The organism is Micromonospora sp. NBC_01412 (assembly GCF_045040215.1).
Lineage (GTDB): Bacteria > Actinomycetota > Actinomycetes > Mycobacteriales > Micromonosporaceae > Micromonospora > Micromonospora rubida.
The window spans coordinates 6,793,113-6,817,433 of sequence record NZ_CP109528.1 but is presented as its reverse complement, the minus strand read 5'-3'; the positions used below and the strand labels follow the sequence as shown (position 1 = coordinate 6,817,433).

The following is a 24,321-nucleotide window of genomic DNA, read 5'->3' as shown; positions in this document are numbered from 1 at the left end:
ACCCGGCCCCGGCGGGCGGACCACGCCCGCGCCGGACGACCCGCCCGCAGCCTCCGTTCCGCTGCCCGCTCCGCCACGGCGTCCACCGTCCTGCTTACGCGCTGTTTGAGACTTTCCGTCGCCGCTAACGCTGCATCGTCGCGACAAGTCTCAACGAGAGGGTCAATGAGATGATTGACCCGGCCAGGCCCAGCAAGCAGCAGCCGGGCAGGATTCACCCTGCCACGATCGCCCGAAGGGTTCGCATGCAGCAACCAACTCGGACCGTCGCCGACAGCCACGACATGATCGAGGTAAGCGGTGCCCGGGAGAACAACCTCGCGTCCGTCTCCGTGGACATCCCCAAGCGGCGCCTCACCGTCTTCACCGGGGTCTCCGGCTCCGGCAAGTCCTCGCTCGTCTTCGGCACCATCGCCGCCGAGTCGCAGCGGATGATCAACGAGACCTACAGCGCCTTCCTCCAGTCGTTCATGCCCAGCCTGGCCCGGCCGGACGTCGACTCGCTGCACAACCTCAGCGCCGCGATCATCGTCGACCAGGAGCGGATGGGGGCGAACTCGCGCTCCACGGTGGGCACCGCCACCGACGCGTACGCCATGCTGCGCATCGTGTTCAGCCGGCTCGGGCAGCCGCACGTCGGGTCGGCCGGCGCGTTCAGCTTCAACCTCGCCGAGGGGATGTGCCCCACCTGCGAGGGGGTGGGCCGGGTCTCCGACCTCGACGTGCGCGAACTCGTCGACGTCGAGCGGTCGCTCAACGACGGGGCGATCACGGTGCCGAACTTCGCGGTCGACTCCTGGTACTGGCAGGCCTTCGTCACCTCGGGACTGTTCGACCCCGACGCCAAGCTCCAGGACTACACGCCCCAGCAGTGGCAGGACTTCCTGCACAAGCCGGCCACCAAGATGAAGGTCGGCGGCGGCAACCTCACGTACGAGGGCCTGGTCGTCAAGGTCCGCCGGCTGTACCTGAGCAAGGACAAGGAGCCGGCCCAGCCGCACATCAAGGCGTTCGTCGAGCGGGCCGTCACGTTCACGACCTGCGGCGACTGCGGCGGCGCCCGGCTCAACCGGGCCGCCCTGTCCTCCCTGATCGCCGGCCGCAACATCGCCGAGTGCTCCGCGATGCAGATCAGCGACCTGGCCGCGTTCGTCCGGGCGGTCACCGATCCGTCCGTGGCGCCGCTGGTGGCCAACCTGCGCGACCTGCTGGACTCGCTCGTCGAGATCGGCCTGGGCTACCTCAGCCTCGACCGCGAGTCGGGCACCCTGTCCGGGGGCGAGGCGCAGCGGGTGAAGATGGTCCGCCACCTCGGCTCCAGCCTCACCGACGTCACGTACGTCTTCGACGAGCCGACGGTCGGGCTGCACCCGCACGACATCGCCCGGATGAACGGCCTGCTGCTGCGGCTGCGCGACAAGGGCAACACGGTGCTCGTCGTGGAGCACAAGCCGGAGACCATCGCGATCGCCGACCACGTGGTCGACCTCGGCCCGGGAGCCGGTCCGGACGGCGGCCGGGTCTGCTACACCGGCGACGTCGCCGGGCTGCGCCGCTCCGACACCCTGACCGGCCGGCACCTCGACCACCGGGTCACCCTGCGCGACCGGGTCCGGCCACCCGCCGGGCAGTTGCCGATCCGCAGCGCCGACCTGCACAACCTGCGCGACGTCAGCGTCGACGTGCCGCTCGGGGTGCTGACGGTGGTGACCGGCGTCGCCGGCTCCGGCAAGAGCTCGCTGATCCACGGCTCACTCCCCCGCCGCGCCGGGGTGGTGGTCGTCGACCAGTCCCCGATCCGCGGGTCCCGGCGCAGCAACCCGGCCACCTACACCGGCCTGCTCGACCCGGTCCGGGCCGCCTTCGCCAAGGCCAACGGGGTCAAGCCGGCGCTGTTCAGCGCCAACTCCGAGGGCGCCTGCCCGGCCTGCAAGGGCATCGGGGTGATCTACACGGATCTGGCCATGACGGCCGGGGTCGCCTCCACGTGCGAGGAGTGCGAGGGCCGCCGGTTCACCCCGAAGGTGCTCACGTACACCCTGCGGGGGAGGAACATCAGCGAGGTCCTCGCTATGTCGGTGACCGAGGCCCGGGACTTCTTCCCCGGCGGGCCGGCCCGGTCGGTGCTGGACCGCCTCGCCGACGTGGGCCTGAGCTACCTCAGCCTCGGCCAGCCGCTGACCACCCTCTCCGGGGGCGAGCGGCAACGACTCAAGCTGGCCATCCACATGGGCGAGAAGGCGCACACCTACGTGCTGGACGAGCCCACCACCGGCCTGCACCTGGCCGACGTCGACAAGCTGCTGGCCCTGCTGGACCGCCTGGTGGACGCCGGCAACACCGTGGTGGTCATCGAGCACCACCAGGCCGTGATGGCGCACGCCGACTGGATCATCGACCTCGGCCCGGGCGCCGGTCACGACGGCGGCCGGATCGTCTTCACCGGCACCCCCGCCGACCTCGTCGCGCACGGCGACACCCTGACCGCCACCCACCTGCGGGAGTACGTCGCCCAGTGAGGTCCGGGCCGGGTCCACCGCGCCCACGGTGGACCCGGCCCGTCGTCGACGCACCCGCGAACGCGCCGGCCGGAGTTCCCGTTCCGGCCACGCGGAACCTAGCGGCGGCCGGCGTCCAGCACCGTTTTGATCCGGGCGACGGCCGCGCCGAGGGCCTTCTGGGCCGCGTCGAGTTTCTGGACCGCCAGAAGGAGAAGCTGGCCGTTGTCCTCGTCCACGGCGCGTTCACAGTCCTGGACGCTCTGCTCCAGCTGGCTGATGAACGTCCGCCAGAGCGACTGGGCCTCCGCGTCGGGGATGCGGAAGTAGGCGCGGGCGTCCGGCACGATCCCGTTGAGGTTCAGGCAGTGGGAGCGCACGACGGAGCTGTCGAGCTTGGGCTTCCCGGAAGCGTCGAGCTCGGGCGCTGCCAGGTACTTTGCGAAGCCGCCCGCCTCGGCAAGGAACCGCTTGAGGAGGTCGGTCCCGCCGTACTGCATCCAGGCGGACACCTGTCTCGCCTTGATCTCGGCGGACACCACCTGGGGCTCGGCGGCGCTCAGCCGTTGCGAGGCCCTGGCGTCGAATCCCGTCGAGCGCTCGGGGGCGGGGTGCGCCACCTCCAGCGCGACGACTCCCAGCGTCGCGGCGCACAGCACGCCCACCCCGATGCGGCGGATGGCCAGCCCGCCCCGTCGGGGGACCCGCGACGGGGCGTCTGCCGCACGCCGCTCCGTGGAGCGCCACGCCGCGCGGACTGCCGAAACACCCGCCGCCACCACGGCGACGATCACGGCCAGTACGGGGCCGGCCGTCAGCACGAACGGGATTTCCTGCCACAGCGCGTCGGCGGGGCCACGGTGACAGGTCGCCCGGATCGTGTCGAGCGGCCCGAGGCATCCGTCCAGGGAGGCGAGGAGCATCAGCCCGGCGGCGCCCACCACGGTCGCGGTCTGGGCGGCGATGAGCGCCATGATCAGCCGATGGCGCCTCGCCGACACGCTCGCGACGACGGCGGCGGCCAGTGCCGCCGCCACGAAGGCCACGAGCACCCAGGCGAGGTAGATCCAGACGTGGAGGAGGCCGCGCTGCCCGGGCGGCGGTTGCCAGCCGTGCAGGTACGCCATCACGGCCGCGACGGCGACCCAGCAGACGGCCCCTGTCAGCAGGCCCGGCAGCAGGGCCCGCCGCAGGGGTGGCAGAGCCTCCCCGGCGGCCTGCGCGTCGTCGACGGCACCGGCCGGAGCGCCGCTCGCCGGGGCGGGCGTGGCGACGGTCGGGCGGACCGTCCAGGCCAACAGCGGTACGACCCACAGAGCGGCGAACGCCAACAGCTCGAGGGGGCGGGTGGGCAGGGTGTTCAGCAGCGATCCCACGGTGGCGATCACCGACAGGGCGGCGCCGTGCTCCGCGATGTCGCCGGGCGTCTGCCCCTGCTCCAGCAGTTGGCGCAGGCCCGCGCTGTCGAACGGCCACTCGTACGCGAAGAGCACACCGTTGAGCCGCCACCACGCGAACCACGACGACAGCACCAGACCGGCGGCCGTCAGGGTCAGGGCCATGACCAGGCGGGTCGTCCGCCCCTGCCCCAGCCCGGCCCACAGTTGGGCGCACTGCGCGGTCCACCACGCGAACACCACTCCCACGAGCACGACCAGCAGCAGGATCGCCGGCCGGGTGGGCAGCCACTGGAGAAGCGACAGGTCACTCATGACCAGATTGCTCGCCGCCAACCCGACGCCCAGCCACAGCCCTGCCCGCACCCCGGAGGGCACGGCCCGCGCGGTCAGCACGGCGTGGGTGACCGCCCGCCACAGCACGACGCCCACCGACCCGGTGACCAGGACCGCCGCGACGAGCGCCATCGCCTGGAGCGCCCACGCGTCGGTCAGGCCGCGCGCCCCCAGGATGTCCGAGGCCTGAAAGGTCAACAGGGAGGCGGCGACCCCGGTCAGGAACATCGGCAGCGCCCGTACGCCGAACAGCGCCGCGGGATCCGCCAGGGCGTCCCGACGCAGATCCCATCGCGGATGGGTCCGCCACAGTTCGACGAAGCGGCCGCCGATCCGCCTCAGCCTGCCCCCGACCGGATCAGGCGCCGCCGTGACCGCCCACGCTCGGGGCGCCGCACCCCAGCGGACGGCGGCGAGGTCGGCGTAGACCTCACGGCTGCGCAGCACGTCCGCCCGGGCCAGGTGGACCAGCCCGACCAGGACGACTGTCAGCAGGAGCCCTCGGGCGAGCATGGGCAGCTCACCGACGAAGAACGGCGATCGCATGGCGTTGACGAAAATGGTCATCTCGATCGCCAGGTAGGGCAGGAGCACCATGCCGACGAACACCCGCCACAAGGCGACGGTGATGTAGGTGATGGTGACGTCTCCGTTGCGGATGTGGGCCAGCTCGTGCAGGAGCACCGCCCGGAAGCCGTCGGGGTCGGTGGTCCGGCGGGCGAGCAGGCCACCGTGCAGACACATCGTCGGCCGGCGACTGCGGCCGAAGACCACCGCGCCGGTCGAGGCCGTCCCCGGATCCACGACGACACGCGGCATACGCGCCAGGCCAGCCGCCGCCGCGAGACCCTCCAACGCGCGCAGGATCTCACCGTCCTGGTCGACTGCGGCCAGCGGTACGACCCGACCGCGCCGCGCCTTCCAGGCCGGCAGGCCGAGGAACAGTACGGCGGCGGCGACCAGCAGCGCGGCCGGCCAGGCAAGGCTCCACCAGCCCGACACCGACGAGTAGCGGGCCACGCAGGCCTCGAAGGCGTCCGCCTGGTCGAGGACGGCGGCCGTGGCCGTCAGGTCGCTGCTCCGGCTGGAATCCACGCCCGCCGCGAGTGAGCAGCCGTTACCGGACGAGTCACTGAACACCCAGAGCGCGCTGTCCATCATCGACGAACTGGCCACCACCAGCAGGGCGATCAGCAACGCGAAGCGCAGCGTCGTGCCCGCGGCCACCACCCGCTCTCCCGCCTGCGGATGGGGCGAACCGGTCACGCCGTCGTCCCCCCGTGCTCGCCGCTGTCCGGGCCCGCCACATCGACGGGACCGACCGTCAACGCCTGGACGAGCCCACTGGCGAGCTCCACTTCACGCGTATCGACATGTATACCTGTTGGATGCGGGCGTTGACTGTCGGCAATCGACACCGGCCGGAACCCGAACGGCGGCGGCGAGACGTATGACCAGCGCCGGGGCCCACGCCTCGGCGTCGCTGCGGATCAATGCGGCACCCGTCGCACCCAGCGCCGCTGCCAGGCTGTCTCCACCGCCCGCGGGTGGTAGTGCTCGCGTACCCACGACACCGCCCGATCGGCTGGCAGCCCGTCGAGCACGGCGAGCGCCGCCAGCGCCGTCCCGGTCCGGCCGATCCCGCCCAGGCAGGCCGCCTCCACCCGCTCCCCCGCGTGCGACCGACGCAGCGCCTCCCGCAGCGCGTCCAGCGCGTCGGCCCGGTCCAGCGGCACCCAGAAGTCGGGCCAGCGAATCCGCCGGTGCGCCCAGGCCGGTGCCGGGCCCGGTGCCAGCAGCAGCGCGAAGTCGGCGGGCGAGGCCGGATCACCGATCCGGCGTCCGCGCACCGCCGACCCGCCCGGCAGTACGACCACCCCGACGCTGCCGTCCCATCCCGTCACCTCGTCCATGCCCCCTATTGTCCGACCGGAGGGAAGGTCCGCTGTCAGCGGCTTCCTTCCCTACGCCTCTCGGCCCGGCAGACGCCGCTGGCCGGGCCCCCGTTGTCGGGGACCCGGCCAGTTGGCTGTGCGGTGGTGCGGTGGTGCGGTGGTGCTGGGTGTCAGCTGTTCCAGTGCTGGGTGACGAGGTCGGCGGCCTGCTGTTCCCACTGCGCGTACGCGTCGGGGTAGGCGGACACCTGGACGGTCTGCGCGGCCTCGGTCAGCGGCATGTCCTGCCACCCGTCAACCTGCTTCAACCCCTTCAGGAACGCCAGGGTCGAGTACTCCGGGTCGGTGATCTGCTCCGGCGTACCCCACCCGGAGGTCGGACGCTGCTGGAACAGACCCTGCGAGTCGTGGTCGTTGCGGTCGCCCAGGTGACCCAGGTTCTCCAACTTCGACTCCTGCAGCGACGTGCCGATGGAGATCACGGCGGCCCGCTCGTCGAGGCCGGCCTTCTTCGTCGCGGCGATGATCGCCTTCACGTTGGCGGTCTGCTCGCCGCCGAGGTCGATGCGGGACTGCTTGCCCTGCACACCGTGGGGAATCAGCTTGCCCTTGTCGACGCCGGGCTTGTCGGCCTGCACGGCGACGGCGGTCGGGGTCGACTCGGTGGTGGGGGTGGCGTGGGCCGTGGCCGGGCCGGCGAAGATGCCACCGGCGAAGGCGAGACCGGCGATTCCGAGAACGCTCTTACGCGTGATCGTGTTCATGGGGGGTGACTCCAATCGGGGGTCGACACATCACCGTCCCGGGGGAAGGGACAGGGGTGTGAGCACCACGTCGAGGCGCCCAAGGATCAAGGGGGAAAGGTCCTCGCTCACTGCACCGGGGGGTGCTGGTGGCGGGTCCATGTGTAACGACCGGCGGCCGACCCACATTCCCCGGCGGGGGTCACCGGGGTTCGGGCAGCTCAGCAGCGGTGTGCGCTACTCGATCGTCTGCCATGTGTAACGACCCCGCCCCGCCCGATGTTCCGCCGACCGGATGCCCCCGGCCACACCCCAAAACCCCCCAGAACCCCCAAACACCCCACCCCGCCCCCGCCTGCCCCGCCCTTTGCGCGGTGATCAAGAGGTTTGTGTCGGGTTCGGGGCGCAACCTGACGTAAACCTCTTGATCACCGCGGAAGGCGGGGTGGGGGTGAGGTGGGGCGGGGTGGGGGCGGGGTGGGGGTGGGGTGGGGCGGTGGGGGCGTGACAGCCGGACCAGGCGTTACCCTGACACCATGCAGGGCGTAGCCTCCCCCACCTCGGCCGGCGTGGCCTTCCTGGCCCGCCCGGGCCGCCCGGCCGTCGTCACCCCCACCCTGGCCGAGCTGACCGGCCCCACGCGGGGGATCGTCGAGCTGCCCGTACGCCTGATGTGGAACTCCCACCGCACCTTCGACCTCGGCGACCCGGACGACCTGCTCTGGATGTACGAGAACGTGTTGCGCGAGACCACCCACGCGGACGACCTGCGGAACCTGGTCAACGGTCACCTGCTGCGACAGGTATGGCCCATGCTCAATCTCCCCCGTGGGGTCCGCGCGGCGTGGGAGCACCGCCACCGGGCCCTGCGGGACGACCTGGCCCTCCGCACGGCGTGAACGACGCCGCACCGCCGGACGAGTTCTACCGCGAGGTCGCCCGGGTGGCCCTGTCGGTCGCCGGCCGGCACCGGTTCGTGCTCGGCGGCGGCGTCGCCTGGGCAGCGCACGGGCTGTTCTCCCGTCCCACCGAAGATGTGGACCTCTTCGCCGACGTCGAGGGGGCAGCCGCTGCGGCGGCGACCGGCGTGCGTACCGCCCTGGAGCGCGCCGGCTTCGGGGTGACCGACGCGGACCCGGACAGTGACCTGGCCGAGTTGTTCGCCGGGTTTGACCGGGACATGAAGGACTTCGTGGTGAGCCGGGGGACACGGCAGATCCGGCTGAGCCTGGCCCGGCTCGACCGGTACCGCAGCCCGGTGGTGATGGACCTCGGACCGGTGATGGACATCCGCGACCTGGTGGCCAACAAGACGGCGGCGCTGGTCAACCGGCGGGAGGTCCGGGACTTCATCGACGTGGGGGCCGCCCTCGACCACTATTCGGTCGCGGAACTGCTCGGCCTGGCCCGGCAGCTCGACCCGGCGCTGGAACCGGAGGACGTCCGGGCCGCCGGCCGCTACCTGGACCGCCTGCCCGACCGACGCTTCGCCCGGTACGGCCTGGACGCGGCGCAGGTGGCGCGGCTGCGGGCCCGGCTGGCCGCCTGGCCCCGCTGACGACCCCCCGGGGCCGGTACGGGTCGTCGTGGCGGTCGACCGCCGCGCTGGTGGGTGGCCGGACGGCGGCGCTGGCGGGTGGCCCCGTCTTACGCGAGGTGACCGCCAGCGATCGTGGTGTGAAACATGTCGGGCCTCTGTGGCGGGAGTGACAGAGGCTCGTTAGGGTGCGCAACGGCGCCTGTGAGGCGCGCCCACCCCCATGGAAAGGCACCCCATGACCTCCTCCTCCGGCGCGTCGCGCCGCCAGGTGCTGGCCGTCGCCGCCGCCGCAGCGACCGCACCCCTGATCGCGGGCGCGCCCGCGCAGGCGGCCGGGTCCAAGGGCCCGAAGACCTGGGACCTGACGATCCTGGGCACCTCGGACACCCACGGCAACGTGTACAACTGGGACTACTACAAGGACGCCGAGTACGACGACAGCAAGCACAACGACATCGGCGTCGCGAAGCTGGCCACCCTGGTCAACCAGATCCGGGCCGAGCGCCGGGGCAGGGCGACCCTGGTCCTCGACTCCGGCGACACCATCCAGGGCACGCCGCTGGCCACGTACTACGCCAAGCAGGAGCCGATCACCGCCACCGGTGCGACGCACCCGATGGCCAACGCGATGAACATCCTGAAGTACGACGCGGTGACGCTGGGCAACCACGAGTTCAACTACGGCCTGCCCCTGTTGGCCAAGTGGATCAAGCAGCTCGGGTTCCCGGCCCTCGCCGCGAACGCGGTCAACGAGGCGACCGGCAAGCCGGCGTACCTGCCGTACGTGATCAAGGAGGTCCGGCTCGGCGGGCACGGCGCGCCGAAGCTGAAGGTCGGCATCCTCGGCCTGACCAACCCGGGCGTGGCGATCTGGGACAAGTCCAACGTCGAGGGCAAGCTGATCTTCGCCGACATGGTGGAGACCGCCGCCAGGTGGGTACCGGTCATGCGGGCGCGCGGCGCCGACGTCGTCATCGTCTCCGCGCACGGCGGCGACAGCGGCACCTCCAGCTACGGCCCGGAGCTGCCGAACGAGAACCCGTGCACGATGATCGCCGAGCAGGTCCCCGGCATCGACGGGATCCTGTTCGGCCACGCGCACAACGAGGTCGTCGAGAAGTTCGTGACGAACACGAGGACCGGCGTCGAGGTGCTGCTCTCCGAGCCGTCCAAGTGGGGCCAGCGGCTGACCCGGATGGACTTCACCCTCACCCGGGAGCGGGGCCGCTGGAAGGTGGCCACCAAGCACGCCACCATGCTGAACACCAACACGGTGGTCGAGGACCCGGCGGTGCTCGCGGCCGTGCGCGGCCAGCACAGCAAGACCATCGCGTACGTCAACACGGTGGTCGCCCAGTCGACCGTGGAGCTGTCGGCGGCCGAGTCGCGGTACCAGGACACCCCGATCCTGGACTTCATCAACCACGTCCAGACCGAGGTCGTCACGGACGCGCTGGCCGGTACCGCGTACGCGGGGCTGCCGGTGCTGTCGATCGCGGCGCCGTTCAGCCGCACCGCCGTCTTCCCCGCCGGTGACGTGCGCATCCGCGACGTGGCCGGGCTGTACGTCTTCGACAACACCCTGGAGGCGGTGGTTCTCACCGGCGCCGAGGTGCGGGCCTACCTGGAGTACTCGGCGAAGTACTTCACCACCCTCGCCCCGGGCGCGTCGGTCGACCCGGCGACGATCAGCGACCCGGCCGTCCCGGACTACAACTACGACGTCTTCTCCGGGCTGGACTACGACATCGACATCAGCAGGCCGATCGGCCAGCGGATCACCCACCTGGTCCTGCCCGGCACCGACACCCCGGTCGCCGACGGCGCGCAGTTCGTGGTCGCGGTGAACAACTACCGGCGCAGCGGCGGCGGCAACTTCCCCGGCATCGTGAAGACCCAGGTCTACAACGCGCAGCAGGAGATCCGCCAGCTCCTCATCGACTGGGCGCAGGCCCGGGGCACCATCGACCCGGCCGACTTCTACGTGCCGAACTGGAAGCTGGTGCGCGAGGGCGTACCGGTCTTCTGACCCGGCGCCCCGCACGTCAGGGGCGAAGGGAAGAACGCGTGAGGGGGGCACCACGAGCCGGTGCCTCCCTCGACTACGCGGGGTGTCCTCGGACGACCGGCGGAGGTGGCCGCTCAGCCGGGGGAAGGGAACCGGGGAAAGCCAGTCAGGGTGTCAAGTGCCCACAACTGCACTTCGGAGGGTGGGGGGTTCGGCTCGACTTCCGGCGCAGGCACTTCGTGTCGAGCGATGAGCGCGCGTTTGCCGTCGTGATTGAGCGCGATCTCCCACAGCAACGCGGAGCCGCCGCTGGTGTCCGGGACGATCTTCCACCCGGTCATCGGCCTCAGTTCGGTCTTGTCCCACGTGCGCAGGTCCCAGTAGGTGACGAAATTCTTGTAGGTGGTCCAGTGGTGGTAGCCGACGAGTGCGGTGTTTCCGTCGCCGCTGAGGGCAACCGTGTTCGAGGAGTAGTACCCGGCATTGCGTATCAGCGAATACCCCTCCGGGTCGGCCCGGTTCGACAGGTCGTAAACCATCACGCCGCCATCGCCGTTGCCGGACTGGTGACTGACCAGAGCGCGTTTCGCGTCGTCACTTATCGCCACCTCGTACCAGTCGGTCGAGTACTTGCCCATACCCAGGAGCATCTTTTTCCGCACCTGGTTCGGGTTGGCGAGGTCCCAGAAATGGACGCCCTCGTCGCCGCCGGAGATGGCGTAGCGGCCGTCGTAATTCAAGGCCAGTGACGTTACCCCTTTGGCGGCCAGTTTCCGGGGAGACGGGTGCGAAGGGTCTGCGAGGTCCCAGAGAGTCAGCTCTCCCCGCAGGTTGAAGGTCGCCGCATGTCTGCCGTCGCCGCTCAGGGCCACCTCGCGCGCCGTGCCCCCGCGATCAGGTACGAGTGCGGAAGCACGAGGCTGCAGCGGATCGCTCAGGTCCCAGAGCGACACGGATCCGTGCGGAGGATCGGCCATTTCTTCCACGGAACTCGTAAGGGCGCGTTCGCCGTTACTGCTCATGGCGACACCGTGGGCGATGTTCGTCTGCTCCGACAGAAGGGTGACTCGAAAGTCCTTCTTCGGTGGCTGGGCAGTTGGCGAGTTCGCGGCCCCGCTCGGGGCCTTGCCTGCTGAACAGGCCGTGCTCGTTGCGAGAAGGACTGCCGCCACGCAGATGAGCCCAGCCAGAGAGGTGCGCCTCATGTTCGCTCACCCGCCGCACGCGGAGGAAGTTGACACCTTGGTCCAGCCCCGTTTTGAAGGTTGGTGCACTTGTCGGTAGGCGGAGCAGTCAAGGTGGCCGCCCTGGACGACCAGGGCCGTTACCCGGAACGGCTTGCCCTGGTTGTCGACGGTCATCGACTCGGGTTTGCCGTCGGCAATGTACTCCAGCTCGAAGGCGTATTCGCAGTATCGTCTGCTGGTCACGGCGGAAAGGCGAAAAGTGGCCTGCTCACCCAGCTTCAGCACGTATTTTCGGTCGGCAAAATAGTTGCCGGTCAACTGCGGCCGCAGATCGCCGTCGTTCGTCTTGGACTCCTGCGCGAAAACGGGATCGCGGTCGAGATCGTAGCCGATCTGGACGGTTTCCGCAGATCCCTCCGGTGGGTTGTCGAAGAGCGCGCCCGTCAGCGGCTCATGGCAGTTCGGGCGGATGGCGATATTGGTCAGCCGCACGTCCTTCACTCGATTGCCCTCGAGTTCCAGCTCTACCGTGGAGACGCCAGCTTCGACGCCTCCGTGCGAGCGCATGATGTCATGGCTGCTCTTCTCGTACGCTCGGAACTCGCCATTGATGTGCCCGAGGGTCTGCGCGCTGACCACACCGGGGAACACCCAGGTGTTGTCGTTCTCCCTGGGCACGAGGGTGATCTTGTTGATTTTGATCGGATCGCCAGCAGGAGCAGGCGGCGGCGTCGGCTTGTCCCCACCGAGGCCGAGCCACTCCTGGCCGGCGGTGGTTCCCAGGGTGCCGACCACGGTGAAGACCACGGTGATGGCGCCCGTCACGAGCGTGCGCCACAGCCACTTCTCGCGCGAGGTCGACTCGCTGTCTCGAATATCCGGCCGTCGTCGGGTGGCTGACTTCTTGCCAGGCAACTACGTCACCAGCCTTGGGGCACGAGAGCTAATGGGGCCATTGCTGCCACATCACAGCTCCGCATCGTCGTTCGGTGAGGGGCACGGGAGACCCGTCAAGGTCTTCGCAAGGTGGAATTCCGGATAAGAGCGCGGTCTTCTGACGATCATTCAGGTGCCCATGCCTCGCGCCTTCGGTAACGAGTGCCCAAGGGCCGGGCGAAGGAAGAAGAGGCGCGCTCTGATCAGGAGAGACAGGACTTTGCTGAACCCCTGTCACGCAAGGCACTTGCTGGGTGAGGGCGACAAGCTACCTTCGCCGCCTGAACTCGCCGAGCAGTACGAATGCTCCGTCGGCACCATCAGCCGGGGCGGTCCCGCCGGGGGTCGGTCTCGGTCGACGCAATTCGCTCGTCGGGGCGCACCCCCCGTTGGCAGTTCCCCGAAACGGACCTGGAGCAGGAAGGCGTACTCCTCGTCGGTGAACGAGGCGTCGGACGCGGTCATGGCTACTCCCTCCACGAACCTCCATCGTGCGCCCGGCCGCCATCGACGCGGACCCTTCACTCACCGGGAGCCGACCGGGTCCGGGCGGACCTGGCGGGCCGGTGGGAGCCGGTCCAGCAGCGCCAGCGCCGCCCGCACCGGCGCCCGGTCCAGCGTCTCGGCGAAGCTCGCCTGTCCCTGACAGAACCGGACGAACATCCGCCACCCGGGCGGGGTGGCCAGCAGGGCGTGGAAGACGTCCGGCCGGCGGGCGAACACGTCCAGCAGCCGGTGACCGGCCCACATCGACGGGACCAGGTCCCGGTCGACGGCGCGGGGGTAGCCGTCCAGCTCGCCGTCGACGACCGCCGCGCCGGCCAGCGCGCCGGAGCGCAGCGCGTAGCTGATCCCCTCCCGGCTCCACGGTTCCAGCAGGCCGGCCGCGTCCCCGGTCACCAGCACCCGGCCGCGGCGCAGCGGTGAGTCGTCGGCGCGGCACCGGGTCAGGTGACCGGAGTCGTGCTCCGGCGTCGCCCCGGACAGGCCCAGCCGGTCGACGAAGTCACGCAGGTACTCCCGGGTCCGCTCCCCCGCGCCCCGGCCGGCGATCACCCCCACGGTCAACCTGTCCCCCTTGGGGAAGACCCACGCGTACGAGCCGGGGATCGTCCCCCAGTCCAGCAGCAGCCGGCCGCGCCACCGGCGCTGCTCCTCCTCGGGCACCGGCAGCTCCAGCTCCAGCCCCAGGTCGACCTGCCGGTACCGGACGCCGACGTGCCGGGCGGTCACGCCGGAGGAACCGTCCGCGCCGATCACCGCACGGGCGCGCACGGTGTCGCCGTCGGCGAGCCGCAGGCGTACCTCGTCGGGGTCCTGCTCCAGGGCACGGACGGCAACCCGCTCGCGCACCTCGGCCCCGGCGGCGACCGCGGCGGCGCGCAGCCGGTCGTCGAACTCGTCGCGGCGCACCATCGCGACGAGGGGCCCGTCGGCGTGCCGGCGGGTGAACTCGCGCCGCCCGTCCCGGGTGAACGTCACCCGGTCCACCCGGTCGTGCGCCGGCACGTCGATCCGGTCGCCGACCGCCGCGAGGGAGGTGCCGATCAGGCCGCCACCGCAGGTCTTGTACCGGGGGTGCGCGGCCCGCTCGACGACCAGGGTGCTCAGGCCGGCGCGGGCCGCGACGTGGGCGGCGGAGAGCCCGGCGGGGCCGCCACCTACGACAGCGAGGTCCCAGATGATCACGGATGCAGCCTAGGGCACGGCCCGTCGGAAGGCCGGGCGGCGCAGCGGGTACGGGACGGCGGGAACCGCTCGATCGGGCGGGCATCAACGGCGGGGTGGCGGGTAACCGCGCGGCGCAGTCCCCGCCCCCAGCCGGGCGGCCACGCCGAGGAGGAAGTCATGCAGCAGGTACGGCTGTCGGATGTCGAGAAGCGGGTCTACCAGGCGGTGGCCGCACTGGAGTCCCGTGGGCAGGTTCCCTATCCCGACATGATCGCGCAGGAGTCGGGGTTGCCCCAGGACGAGATCCACGCGCCACTGCACATGCTGACCGAGAAGAACCTCCTGCATCGGGAGGATTCACCGATGGCGGGGCTGGACTTCGGCCCGCGCTGGTGTGCCCGCCAGATGGCGTGAACCGGCGCGAGGTCCCGGATTGCCCCTCATGGGCCCGGGTAGCGATCATTGGTACGTGATCGACGGCCGACGGAGGGCACCAGCATGAGCCCAGGGCGGCCGGACCCACCGGACCGGTCGACGGACGCTGCGGGCGGGGCCGACAACGTCGACAACCGACGGCGCTGGCAGGCCCTCGGGGTCGGCCTGGTCGCCGCCTTCATGACGCTGCTCGACGTGAGCATCGTCAACGTCGCCGTGCCGTCCATCGACCGGGCGCTCGGCGCGACCCCGAGCGACCTGCAATGGGTCCTGTCCGGGTACGCGCTCACCTTCGGCCTGGTGCTGGTGCCGGCCGGACGGTTCGGCGACGCCCGGGGCCGCCGCAACGCGTTCGTCCTGGGGATCGCCCTGTTCACGCTGACCAGCGCCCTGGCCGGGCTGGCCCGATCGCCCGAGTGGCTGGTCGCCGCCCGGCTGGTGCAGGGCGCCGCCGCCGGCATCGTCAACCCGCAGGTCACCGGCCTGATCCAGCAGCTGTTCCGGGGCCCGGAACGGGCCCGGCCGTTCGGCCTGCTCGGTGCCACGATCGGCATCTCGACCGCGGTCGGCCCGCTGCTCGGCGGGCTGCTGATCCAGGCGGGCGGCGAAGAGCACGGCTGGCGGTGGATCTTCTTCGTCAACGTGCCGGTGGGTATCGTCGCGGTGCTGCTCGGCTGGCGGCTGCTGCCCGCCCGCCCGTCCGGCGGCCCGTCCCGCCACCGGCTCGACCCGGTCGGGGTGCTGCTGCTGGCCGTCGGGGTGGTGCTCCTGCTGCTGCCGCTGGTGCAGCGGGAACAGTGGCACAGCCCGTGGAAGTGGGCGCTGGTCCCTGCCGGCCTGGTCGTGCTCGCCTGCTTCGGCCTCTGGGAGCGGTGGTACGCCCGGCACGACACTCCGCTGTTCGACCTGCGACTGTTCAGGTTCCGCTCGTACACCCTCGGAGCCCTGATCGCGCTGGTCTACTTCGGCGGCTTCACCGCGATCTTCTTCATCTTCACCCTGTACCTCCAGAACGGCCTCGGCTACAGCGCGCTGGTCGCCGGCCTGGCGATCACGCCGTTCGCCCTCGGCTCCGCCGCCGCGTCCGCGCTGGGCGGCCGGATCGTCAACCGGTACGGCCGCCCGCTGGTCGCCGTGGGCCTGCTCGCCGTGGTGCTCGGTCTCGGCGCGGTGGTGTTCGTGCTGCGCGGCAACCCGCACGGCTCGGTGCCCCTGCTCACGGCGGTGCCACTGCTGATCGCCGGGCTGGGCAGCGGCCTGGTCATCGCCCCGAACCAGACTCTCACCCTGTCCCAGGTGCCGGTGGCTCAGGCGGGCAGCGGCGCGGGGATGCTCCAGACCGGTCAGCGGATCGGCTCCGCCGCCGGCATCGCCGCCGTCGGCGCGGTCTTCTTCTCGTCCCTGGCGGACACCGGCGGAAACTGGTCGACGGCGTTCCGACACTCGCTGCTGCTTGCCACCGGCATCATCGGGCTTGCCCTGATCGCGGCCCTGATCGACATCCACCGCAGCCGCCGGGACCCCCAGCCTCCCACCCACCTCTGACCACCCCACGCCCGGCGGGGCTCGCCCCTCTCGGACTCCGCAGACGCCAACTGGCCGGGCCCTCTTGTCGAGGGCCCGGCCAGTTGGCTGTTCGGGTGGGTCAGCTGTTCCAGTGCTCGGCGACGAGGTCGGCGGCCTGCTGCTCCCACTGCGCGTACGCGTCCGGGTACGCCGACACCTGAACGGTCTGCGCGGCCTCGGTCAACGGCATGTCCTGCCACCCGTCAACCTGCTTCAACCCCTTCAGGAACGCCAGGGTCGAGTACTCCGGGTCGGTGATCTGCTCCGGCGTACCCCACCCGGAGGTCGGACGCTGCTGGAACAGACCCAACGAATCGTGATCGTTACGGTCACCCAGGTGACCCAGGTTCTCCAACTTCGACTCCTGCAGCGACGTCCCGATCGAGATCACGGCAGCCCGCTCGTCCAGGCCGGCCTTCTTCGTCGCCGCCACGATCGCCTTCACATTGGCGGTCTGCTCGTCACCCAACTCGATGCGGGACTGCGCGCCCTGCACACCGTGCGGAATCAGCTTGCCCTTGTCCACACCCGGCTTGTCAGCCTGCACGGCCACAGCAACCGGCGCGGTCGACTCCACGGTCGGGGCGGTGGCGGCGTGATGCAGAGGACCAGCGGCCAAACCACCGGCAAAAGCCAGACCAGCAATACCGAGAACGCTCTTACGCATGATCGTATTCATCAGGGGTGACTCCAATCGGGGGTCGACACACCACCGCCCCGGAGGAAGGGGCGAGGTGTGAGCACCACGTCGAGGCGCCCAAAAGATTCAGGGGGAAAGCCCCTCGCTCACTGCACCGGGGGGTGCTCGTGGCGGCGGGACCATGTGTAACGACCGCAGGCTGACCCGCATTCCGTGAGGAGGTCACCGGGTCCGGGCAGCTCAGCAGCGGCGTGCGCTACTCGATCGTCTGCCAGGTGTAACGACCCCGGGCCGGCCGATGTTCCGCCGACCGGATGCCCCCGGTCACAGCCACTCAGCCGAGGCCGGCAAATCGGACATTCGACGCGACCGGACCCAGCCGGGAGGGTACGACCCGAGCCCGCCGACGCCGCGCAGGCCGCATGACGGTGCCCGCCGGTGGAACAACCCGGCGGGCACCGTTGCGGTGGCTCGGGCACTGCCCGGCTCAGAGCGGTCAGCGCGTCGACCCGGTGCCGAAACGGTTGCGGCGACGCCAGGCCAGCCCGGCGAGCGTCAGCACCACGCCGACGCCGACCAACCCGCCACCGACGGCCAGCGGCGTGCTGATGCTGTCACCGGTCACGGGCAGCCCTCCGTGCGGCTTGCGGGTCGGGGTCGGTGTGGGCCGCTCGCGTGGGAGCACGGTCAGGGTGGCGGCGGCCGTCCAGCCCGTGTTGGCACCAACGGCCGTGAACGCGAGCCGGCCGGTGACACTCGGCGTGTAGCGAACGGAGAACTTCCCCGCCGCGTCGGCCTTCGCCGTGAACTGCAACGGCGCCGCCGCCTGGTAGGCCACCGGAGCCATCGCGACGGTGCTGCCGTCGCTGCGGCGGGCCGGCGCCTGACCGGGCAGGCCGGCGGCAAGTGGCGTTGTCGCCCCGGTGTGCTCGACGGACTCGTTCGGCCCGAACCCGGCACCGGTCAGGGTGACGGTCTGGCCGAGGACGATCGTCGACGGGTTGACCGTCAGCGCCGGGGGTTGCGGCGGGTACTGCGGCGGCTGTTGTGGGCCGGACGGCGACGGTGTCGGCTGCGGCTGCGCCGCCCCCGCCGCGGTCGGCGCCGCCACGACGGCAAGGCCGACCGTGAGCGCCATGATGATGCGGGATAGCCGCATGATTGGTTCCCTCCTACTGGTCACAGTGTGGTGCGGACTTAACTTGGGTGGTCCATGGGGTGGCGGTCGGGGTGAGCCAGAGGTCGGCGTCTCCGCTGCCGGTCCTGCCGGTCAGCACGTCGACATCGAGGGTCCGGGTGGCACCGGGCCGTACCTCGACGTTGGCGATGACGACCTGTCGCCGCCGTTCGAGGCCGCTGCCGACCCGCAGGTCGGCTCCGTCGAGCCGACTGGCGAGCACCGCGCCGCCGGCCGGGCTGTAGACGGAGACCAGGGTGCGGGCGGTATACGGGTCCCCGGCCAGGCCCAGGCCGAGGACGGAGGGAGACAGCCCTGCGGCGGGCGCGGTCGAGTGGAGCGTGAAGCTCAGCCGTAGCTGCCGCCGGCCGTCGGGGCGGCACTGTCCCACGGTCAGGGTCGCCGACGGCCGCAGGTAGTAGCCGAGTTTCGCGCCGCTGCCGTCGTTGAGGAACACGCCGACGGTGGGAACGTTCTCCTGCTCGGGCAGCGCCCCGCCCAACCGGTTGCCGGCGATGACCCGCTGCTCGGCCGGGTGGGCGCTCCAGAACAGGATCCGCCGTTCGTCGATGGCGCGGTCCAGTGCGGACAGCAACGCCCGGGGGTTGACCTCCCGGGCGAAGAAGGTGCTAAACACCGCCGCCGCGGAGGCCGCGAAGTACTCGTCCTGCCTGGCCTGGTCCAGCCGCTGGTACGTGTCGGAGAGCAGGGTGTGCACCACCTTGTCGCTGACCAGGGTGGCGTTGCCCGGCACGGGCACCGGTCCGGTGGCCTTGAGCAGGTACGACAGCACCACCGGGTCGACCGCGAGCACCCCGTCGACCGTGGTGCCGCTGCGCTTGCGGTACATCTCCCGGAAGAGCGCCGCAGCGGTCGGGAAGTGCGGGGTCAGGTTGACGTCCGCCGGATACGTGCCGACCAGGTTGGTGTAGAGGTTGCGGACCTCGGTGCTCAACTTCGCGGACAGGTCGAAGCGGCCCAGGCTGCTGGCCGCGTCCTGTGCGCCCATCCGGAGCCGGCCGTCCTCGGCCTTGATCACCGCGTACGCGCCGAACATGCCGCCGGTGGCCCGCAGTTCCGCCGGGTTCTGCGACACCAGCAGGTAGCTGCGCGGCCCGTCCGCGCCGAGCAGGTTCGGCAGCAGGCGGGCGGCCTGGTCGGCGGACCGGGTCAGGGCGGCCAGTTGGTCGGTCTCGGCCCGCAGGTCCGTCACGGCCTGTCGGACCTGGTCGACCAGTCCGGTGGTGGACACGGCGGCGAGCCGGGCGTTGGTGCGCCGGACGACCTCGTCGGTGTCGGCGAGTTGGGCCGATACGGCCCGGAGCTGGTTGACGTCCAGCCGCCCCTTGCCGGGCAGCAGGGTGGACAGGTCGGTGCGCAGCAGGGCCGGGAACGCGTCCCGGGCGAGTTCGTCGACGGCCACCGCGATCTCGCGGACTGCGGCGAGGTCGTCCCCGGCGTACGGGGTGTGCCGCCCGACCCACCAGCCCGGGTCGGCGGTGGCGTCACGGGCCGCCGCGGCCTGTTCCTGGAGCGCGGCGAGGGTGCGTTGCGCCCGGTCGGCGTCGGCCCCGACCACTTCGGTGCTGAGCTGCCGTGCCAGCCCGGCGGCGTTGAGCAGGTGGGCCCGGGCCTGCCAGCCGCGGAAGCCGACCCAGCCGCCGCTGAGCGCGACGAGCGAGCCGACGATCAGGCCGGTGAGCAGGACGCGGCGTACCCGCGCCCTGGTACGCCGTCGGGATCTCCGCCGACGGCGGTGGGGCCGCACAGTTTCGATCACACCTTCTCCCGTCAAAAAGCGGACAGAAATGACGATTCATCGTTTTCTAGCACGCATGACCCAGGCCGTGTGGCAGTATCACGCTTTTTCAGGCATCGAGTCCCGTACGAGAGTTTTATTCCGTCGAGTCCGAACCGCGGCGCAGCGCGGCCACCTCGTACAGCAGCTCCTCGACGCGGTCCACCCCGCCGCGCGTGGACATGTCGCGCAGGTACGTCTCCCGGCCGCGTCGCCCCATCTCCAGCCGGGCCGACGTCGGGATGGTGGCGGCCAGCCAGAACCGGTCGGCCAGGGTGGCCCAGTCCTCGGGCGGGCAGGACAGCCCGGCCCGGGCCCGTTCCACGATCTCCACGGTGTCGCCCCCGGCGGAGGCCACCACCGGCGAGGCGGAGCTGAACGCCGCCTGGAGCTTCCCGGGGACGCTCCCGCGCAGCTCCGGCAGGTCGCGCAGCATCACCAGCTGGTAGTCCGCGGCGGCGTACAGGTCGGACATCTCCAGCGGCGACCGACGCGCGACGAACCGGACGTTGCGGGCCCCCAACTCCTCGGCGAGCCCCCGCACCCGCCCCTCGTCGGGACCCGAGCCGACCAGGACCAGGTCCATCGTGCCGCGCAGCGGGGCGGCGGCCCGGACCGCCGTCTCCAGGCCCTGCCGGGCGCCGATGGTGCCGGCGTACATCACCGAGCAGCGGCCGTCGCCCCGGACCAGCCGGCGGGCCTCCCGGGTCGGCTCGGCGGGGTGGAACAGTCGCTCGTCGGTCCAGTTGAGCACCACCCGCACCCGGTCCGCGTCGGCACCGCCGGCAACCACCAGGTCACGCATGGCGGGGGCCGCCACCGCGACCAGGTCCGCGGAGCGGTAGAGCCGCCGGGTGGCGGCGGCGACCCGGCCCGCCCAGGGACGTGCCGCCTCCGCCGGCCCGGGCAGCTCCGGGTGCACGTCCTGGACGTGCAGCAGCGTCGGAACCGCGCCCAGCAGGCGCAGCAGCCCGACCGCGGCGAAGGTCGTCGGCGGCAGTTGGTGGACGTACAGGGCGTCGACGCCGGCGAGTTGTCCCCGGCCGATCGTCCCGACGCTGGCGGCGAAGGACAGCCAGTTCGCCATCCGGGCGCGGACGGAGGCGTCCCCGCCGGTCCACCGCGGCACCCGACGCACGGTCAGCCGCTCGCTGCGGCTCTCGTAGCGCCACCGTTGCCGCCAGCCCGGATAGACGTGGCCGCCCGGGTAGTCGGGAAAGCCGGTCAGCACGCGGACCTCGTGGCCGCGGGCTGCCAGCCCTTCGGCGAGGCTGCCGGGGATGAACGCCGGCTCCGGCGGGAAGTGGTACGCCAGGATGCCGATCCTCACCGGACGCCCCCACCCCGGATGTCACCTTCCGGCGCGGCGCAGCCACCCTGCGTGGTGGCACCTGCGTACGATGCCGGCAGCGCGCTGCCCACCGGCGCCGGCACGGCGCCAGGCCGCCGCGCGCCCAGACCGCTGGGAGAGTCTCCGATGGCCGACCGGATCCTGTTCGTCTGCCACGCCAACCTGTGCCGCTCGCCGATGGCCGAGTACCTGGCCGGCTGGCTGCTGGCGAAGCTGCCGGTCGAGGTGGCCAGCGCCGGCACGGCCGCCGTGGACGGCCGGTCGATGCATCCGTACGCGGCGCAGGTGGCCGCCGGGACCGGCCGGGACCCGGCGGCGTTCCGCAGCCGGGCGCTGACGGTCGGCCAGCTGACCGACGCCGCGCTGGTGCTGACCGCGACCCGTCGCCAGCGGGCGGCCTGCGTGTCGCTGGCTCCCGCCGCGCTGCACCGCACCTTCACCCTGCGCCAGTTCGGTCGGCTCGCCGGGCTGGCCGACGCGCCGGACACCACGGACGCCGGGGCGCTGCGCGCGGCGGCGCGGGCGGCGGCCCAGGCCCGGGGACGGTTGCAGCCGACCAGCACGGCCGAGGACGACCTCGTCGACCCGATCGGTGGCACGCCCACGGACTTCCGGCGCTGCGCGCAGGAGATCGAGCGGTCGTTGACACCGGTCGCGGCGCTCATCGACGCAGCCGGGTGAGTTCCTGCGTCGGGTCGGCCGCCCGTTCCTGACCGAAGAACCCGCTGCTGCTGGTGGCGGCCGCCGGGGGGCCCATCCGCTCGGCCGGGGCGGCGGCGGGCGCGGGTGGCACGTCGATCCGGTAGCTCTCGTACTGGTCGGTCTCGGCGCGGCCGAGCTTGGCCATGTTGAGCACGCAGCCGAGCATCCGGACGGAGACCGACTGGAGCGCCTGCGCGGCGGCGGCGATCTGGCCGCGGTCGGTGCGCCCGTACCGGCTGACCACCAGCGCCCCGTCGGCCTGGACGGCCACGACGACGCCGTCGGTGACGGTCCGCAGCGGGGCGGTGTCGATGACGACGATGTCCGCCGACTCCCGCAGCACCAGCAGCAGGTCCGCCATCGCCTTGGAGCCGAGCAGTTCGCTGGGGTTGGGCGGGACCGACCCGGCGGGCAGCACCAGCAGGGACTTGTCGCCCCACCGCTGCACCACGTCCCCCACGCTGACGTCGCCCAGCAGGACGTCGGTCAGCCCGACGCTCGCCTCCAGGTTCAGGTACTCGGCCACCTTCGGCCGGCGCAGGTCGGCGTCGACCAGCGCGACCCGCCAGCCGGCCTCGGCGAGCGCGATGGCCAGGTTGCAGGAGAGGGTGGTCTTGCCCTCCCCCTGCAACGCGCTGGTCACGGCGATGACGCGGGCCGGTTCGTGGACGTCGACGAAGCGCAGGTTCGTCCGCAGCTTGCGGACCGCCTCGGCGCGCGGCGAGCTGGCCGCGTCCCCGACGATCAGCGGCGCGGTGCGTGCGGCGGGGTCGAACGGGATCTCACCGAGCAGCGGGCTGCCGGTGGCGCGCTGGAGGCCGACCGCGTCCCGCAGCCGGTTGTCGAACCGGGTCCGGAGCACGGCCAGTCCGATGCCGACGAGCAGGCCGGCGAGCCCGCCGACGGAGAGGTTCAACGGCGGCTTGGGCGACACCGGTACGGAGCTGACCCTGGGTCCGCTGATCACCTCCACCTTGATCGGGGCGGTCCGCCCCTCGGGGGGGGTCTCCACCGCCTTGACCAGCTCGACGAACTGGGCGGAGACCGCCTCGGTCAGCCGCAGCGCCCGCGTTGCGTCGGTGTCGGTGACGGTGCCGCGCAACAGGACGGTGTCGGGGACGGTGCTGGCGCCGATCCTGGCCTGCACCTCCTCCGCCGTGAGCCCGAGCGGGTTCTTCGCCACGACGCTCTGCGCCAGCCGGTCGCTCTCCAGCAGGTCGGCGTACGACTTGACGCGCTGTTGCATGAAGATGCCGCCCTGGTACGCCTCGCTGACCCCCTGGTTGGGGACGGTGACGAAGTAGGTCACCGAGGCGACGTACCGGGGCTTCGTCTGGACCGTGACCAGAGCGGCCACGCCGAGGCCCACCATGACGGCGAGCAGGACCAGCCACCAGCTGCGTCGGACGGCCCGGAGGTAATCACGAACGTCCATCAGCCGGGAAGCCCCCGTCCGGTCCGTGCGGTCGACTTGTCAAGCACAAGAGCTCCTCAGCAGTCACGGGGCGGTCACCGGCTCCGACACCCCCACCCAGCGCATTCGGTTCCACCGACTGTAGAGGACGTAAGCGGTCAAAATGTCGCAAACGGCCCATTCGACAAGGCATCGCCATTAATAGGGCCGCACGCATCGCCGAATTCGTTCGGAACAACTGCCCCGGGACCCGGGAAGTGACGTACGACGCGGCGGACGGGTGTCGCCCGGCGGCCCGCCGGGCAGGGCGACTGGCAACGGCGGGCCGGGAACCAGCCCGGCGGACGGTCAGCCCGAGGCGGCCCGGGGCGGGGCCGGCGGCCCTCGCGACGTGGCGGGCCCCGCCTCCCGGGTGCGGCGGTGGGGCCGGCTGCCGTCACCCCCACCGGTGGACTCAGCGGCGGCGCTCGGCCGGCTCGTCCTCCTCGGACTGCTCGGTCTCCTCGCTGATCGCCTCGTTGAACGGCTCGGTGAGGTCATCGCCCGGGACGGCCACCTCCTCGGCGAGGTCCTGCTCGTCGGGCCGCCCGCCGGGTTGCGGCTGGGGCGCGGTGGCGCCACCGGCGAAACCGTACTCGTTGGGCTCGTCGTGCCGGCTCATACCGTCATCCTCCCGATTTCTCCGGTTTGTCTCCCGTGGCCCACGGTAGGCCGTGATCTTCCTCGGCGCAGCGCGCTACGGATTGTCGACACGACACCGACTCGACCGCCCCGGCGCGGTCATCGATCCGGGGTTACCTGTCGCTGCTCCTGGGCGATCTCGCGACGCAGGAAGAAGTTCAGCGCGGTCCGGATGGTGGCGATGGCCGCGAGCTGGCCGATCTGGTCGAAGGTCGGCGACACGGCGGTGCGCAGGATGTCGGCGGCGAGCTGGAAACTCCAGCCCGAGGACGAGGAACCGGCCCAGGGAGAGCCGGATGGGGGTGAAGACGGCGGCGCTGCGGTGGCGCAGTCCCTCGACCACGAA

The 24,321-nt window shown here is 71.5% G+C and carries 20 protein-coding genes; 7 read left to right on the top strand and 13 right to left on the bottom strand.

Going from position 1 to position 24,321, the window contains the following annotated elements; all coding sequences use genetic code 11:
• The first annotated feature begins 245 nt into the window (after positions 1–245).
• Positions 246–2,519: an ATP-binding cassette domain-containing protein gene (locus OG617_RS29730; protein WP_405096226.1), complete on the top strand. Its 2,274-nt coding sequence runs from the start codon at positions 246–248 to the stop codon at positions 2,517–2,519.
• A gap of 98 nt (positions 2,520–2,617) precedes the next feature.
• Here the strand turns inward: OG617_RS29730 and OG617_RS29725 are convergent, their stop codons facing one another.
• From OG617_RS29725 to OG617_RS29715, 3 genes are all read right to left on the bottom strand, one after another.
• Positions 2,618–5,497, bottom strand: coding sequence for a M48 family metalloprotease (locus tag OG617_RS29725; RefSeq protein WP_405096225.1), 2,880 nt, complete (start codon positions 5,495–5,497; stop codon positions 2,618–2,620).
• A 224-nt stretch (positions 5,498–5,721) separates the two neighbouring features.
• Entirely contained in the window at positions 5,722–6,144 is a 423-nt protein-coding gene (locus tag OG617_RS29720) for a protein-tyrosine phosphatase family protein (RefSeq protein WP_405096224.1), read from the bottom strand.
• A 152-nt stretch (positions 6,145–6,296) separates the two neighbouring features.
• Positions 6,297–6,890 carry a hypothetical protein gene (locus tag OG617_RS29715; protein WP_405096223.1) on the bottom strand — a complete coding sequence of 198 codons (594 nt, stop codon included), beginning with the start codon at positions 6,888–6,890 and terminating at the stop codon, positions 6,297–6,299.
• Positions 6,891–7,405: 515 nt separating this feature from the next.
• On the opposite strand from OG617_RS29715, the gene OG617_RS29710 reads away from it, so the two are divergent.
• The 3 genes from OG617_RS29710 to OG617_RS29700 all read left to right on the top strand — a co-directional run bounded on the left by OG617_RS29710 (position 7,406) and on the right by OG617_RS29700 (position 10,438).
• Positions 7,406–7,768: a hypothetical protein gene (locus OG617_RS29710; RefSeq protein WP_405096222.1), complete on the top strand. Its 363-nt coding sequence runs from the start codon at positions 7,406–7,408 to the stop codon at positions 7,766–7,768.
• On the top strand, positions 7,765–8,427 hold the full coding sequence (locus OG617_RS29705; RefSeq protein WP_405096221.1) for a nucleotidyl transferase AbiEii/AbiGii toxin family protein: 663 nt from the start codon (positions 7,765–7,767) through the stop codon (positions 8,425–8,427). Before OG617_RS29710 ends, OG617_RS29705 begins: the two co-directional genes overlap by 4 nt.
• A 217-nt stretch (positions 8,428–8,644) precedes the next feature.
• On the top strand, positions 8,645–10,438 hold the full coding sequence (locus OG617_RS29700; protein WP_405096220.1) for a bifunctional metallophosphatase/5'-nucleotidase: 1,794 nt from the start codon (positions 8,645–8,647) through the stop codon (positions 10,436–10,438).
• 113 nt (positions 10,439–10,551) lie between these two features.
• Here the strand turns inward: OG617_RS29700 and OG617_RS29695 are convergent, their stop codons facing one another.
• The 3 genes from OG617_RS29695 to OG617_RS29685 form a co-directional block, all read right to left on the bottom strand.
• A complete protein-coding gene (locus tag OG617_RS29695) occupies positions 10,552–11,439 on the bottom strand; it encodes a hypothetical protein (protein ID WP_405096219.1) in 888 nt (295 codons plus the stop codon).
• Positions 11,440–11,628: 189 nt separating this feature from the next.
• Positions 11,629–12,519 carry a hypothetical protein gene (locus tag OG617_RS29690; protein WP_405096218.1) on the bottom strand — a complete coding sequence of 297 codons (891 nt, stop codon included), beginning with the start codon at positions 12,517–12,519 and terminating at the stop codon, positions 11,629–11,631.
• A gap of 546 nt (positions 12,520–13,065) precedes the next feature.
• Positions 13,066–14,229 carry a geranylgeranyl reductase family protein gene (locus tag OG617_RS29685; RefSeq protein ID WP_405096217.1) on the bottom strand — a complete coding sequence of 388 codons (1,164 nt, stop codon included), beginning with the start codon at positions 14,227–14,229 and terminating at the stop codon, positions 13,066–13,068.
• A gap of 159 nt (positions 14,230–14,388) precedes the next feature.
• Here OG617_RS29685 and OG617_RS29680 point away from each other — a divergent pair, with 159 nt between their 5' ends.
• Both OG617_RS29680 and OG617_RS29675 read left to right on the top strand, forming a co-directional pair.
• Entirely contained in the window at positions 14,389–14,625 is a 237-nt protein-coding gene (locus OG617_RS29680) for a hypothetical protein (protein ID WP_405096216.1), read from the top strand.
• A gap of 84 nt (positions 14,626–14,709) precedes the next feature.
• Positions 14,710–16,191 (top strand): MFS transporter, encoded by a 1,482-nt coding sequence (locus OG617_RS29675; RefSeq protein ID WP_405096215.1) that lies wholly within the window; start codon positions 14,710–14,712, stop codon positions 16,189–16,191.
• Positions 16,192–16,291: 100 nt separating this feature from the next.
• Here the strand turns inward: OG617_RS29675 and OG617_RS29670 are convergent, their stop codons facing one another.
• From OG617_RS29670 to OG617_RS29655, 4 genes are all read right to left on the bottom strand, one after another.
• Positions 16,292–16,891: a hypothetical protein gene (locus tag OG617_RS29670; protein WP_405104000.1), complete on the bottom strand. Its 600-nt coding sequence runs from the start codon at positions 16,889–16,891 to the stop codon at positions 16,292–16,294.
• 457 nt (positions 16,892–17,348) lie between these two features.
• Positions 17,349–18,011, bottom strand: a complete 663-nt coding sequence (locus OG617_RS29665; RefSeq protein ID WP_405096214.1) for an LPXTG cell wall anchor domain-containing protein — start codon at positions 18,009–18,011, stop codon at positions 17,349–17,351.
• Positions 18,012–18,024: 13 nt separating this feature from the next.
• Positions 18,025–19,809, bottom strand: a complete 1,785-nt coding sequence (locus OG617_RS29660) for a DUF4012 domain-containing protein (RefSeq protein WP_405096213.1) — start codon at positions 19,807–19,809, stop codon at positions 18,025–18,027.
• 115 nt (positions 19,810–19,924) lie between these two features.
• Positions 19,925–21,157 carry a glycosyltransferase family 4 protein gene (locus OG617_RS29655; RefSeq protein WP_405096212.1) on the bottom strand — a complete coding sequence of 411 codons (1,233 nt, stop codon included), beginning with the start codon at positions 21,155–21,157 and terminating at the stop codon, positions 19,925–19,927.
• 147 nt (positions 21,158–21,304) lie between these two features.
• Here OG617_RS29655 and OG617_RS29650 point away from each other — a divergent pair, with 147 nt between their 5' ends.
• Positions 21,305–21,859, top strand: coding sequence for a low molecular weight phosphatase family protein (locus tag OG617_RS29650; protein WP_405096211.1), 555 nt, complete (start codon positions 21,305–21,307; stop codon positions 21,857–21,859).
• On the opposite strand, the gene OG617_RS29645 is transcribed toward OG617_RS29650, so the two are convergent.
• From OG617_RS29645 to OG617_RS29635, 3 genes are all read right to left on the bottom strand, one after another.
• Positions 21,840–23,315 (bottom strand): polysaccharide biosynthesis tyrosine autokinase, encoded by a 1,476-nt coding sequence (locus OG617_RS29645; RefSeq protein ID WP_405096210.1) that lies wholly within the window; start codon positions 23,313–23,315, stop codon positions 21,840–21,842. The genes OG617_RS29650 and OG617_RS29645 overlap by 20 nt on opposite strands.
• Before the next feature lie 433 nt (positions 23,316–23,748).
• Positions 23,749–23,955 (bottom strand): hypothetical protein, encoded by a 207-nt coding sequence (locus tag OG617_RS29640; RefSeq protein ID WP_387017484.1) that lies wholly within the window; start codon positions 23,953–23,955, stop codon positions 23,749–23,751.
• Positions 23,956–24,074: 119 nt separating this feature from the next.
• Positions 24,075–24,197 carry a DUF1622 domain-containing protein gene (locus OG617_RS29635; RefSeq protein ID WP_405096209.1) on the bottom strand — a complete coding sequence of 41 codons (123 nt, stop codon included), beginning with the start codon at positions 24,195–24,197 and terminating at the stop codon, positions 24,075–24,077.
• Positions 24,198–24,321: the final 124 nt, after the last annotated feature.

Excerpts from the sequence above, each read along its gene's own strand:
- OG617_RS29730 (WP_405096226.1), top strand. The coding sequence starts at position 246 with ATGCAGCAACCAACTCGGACCGTCGCCGACAGCCACGACATGATCGAG.
- OG617_RS29720 (WP_405096224.1), bottom strand. The coding sequence starts at position 6,144 with ATGGACGAGGTGACGGGATGGGACGGCAGCGTCGGGGTGGTCGTACTG.
- OG617_RS29715 (WP_405096223.1), bottom strand. The coding sequence starts at position 6,890 with ATGAACACGATCACGCGTAAGAGCGTTCTCGGAATCGCCGGTCTCGCC.
- OG617_RS29710 (WP_405096222.1), top strand. The coding sequence starts at position 7,406 with ATGCAGGGCGTAGCCTCCCCCACCTCGGCCGGCGTGGCCTTCCTGGCC.
- OG617_RS29700 (WP_405096220.1), top strand. The coding sequence starts at position 8,645 with ATGACCTCCTCCTCCGGCGCGTCGCGCCGCCAGGTGCTGGCCGTCGCC.
- OG617_RS29695 (WP_405096219.1), bottom strand. The coding sequence starts at position 11,439 with ATGAGCAGTAACGGCGAACGCGCCCTTACGAGTTCCGTGGAAGAAATG.
- OG617_RS29680 (WP_405096216.1), top strand. The coding sequence starts at position 14,389 with ATGCAGCAGGTACGGCTGTCGGATGTCGAGAAGCGGGTCTACCAGGCG.
- OG617_RS29675 (WP_405096215.1), top strand. The coding sequence starts at position 14,710 with ATGAGCCCAGGGCGGCCGGACCCACCGGACCGGTCGACGGACGCTGCG.
- OG617_RS29670 (WP_405104000.1), bottom strand. The coding sequence starts at position 16,891 with ATGAATACGATCATGCGTAAGAGCGTTCTCGGTATTGCTGGTCTGGCT.
- OG617_RS29665 (WP_405096214.1), bottom strand. The coding sequence starts at position 18,011 with ATGCGGCTATCCCGCATCATCATGGCGCTCACGGTCGGCCTTGCCGTC.
- OG617_RS29650 (WP_405096211.1), top strand. The coding sequence starts at position 21,305 with ATGGCCGACCGGATCCTGTTCGTCTGCCACGCCAACCTGTGCCGCTCG.
- OG617_RS29645 (WP_405096210.1), bottom strand. The coding sequence starts at position 23,315 with ATGGACGTTCGTGATTACCTCCGGGCCGTCCGACGCAGCTGGTGGCTG.
- OG617_RS29640 (WP_387017484.1), bottom strand. The coding sequence starts at position 23,955 with ATGAGCCGGCACGACGAGCCCAACGAGTACGGTTTCGCCGGTGGCGCC.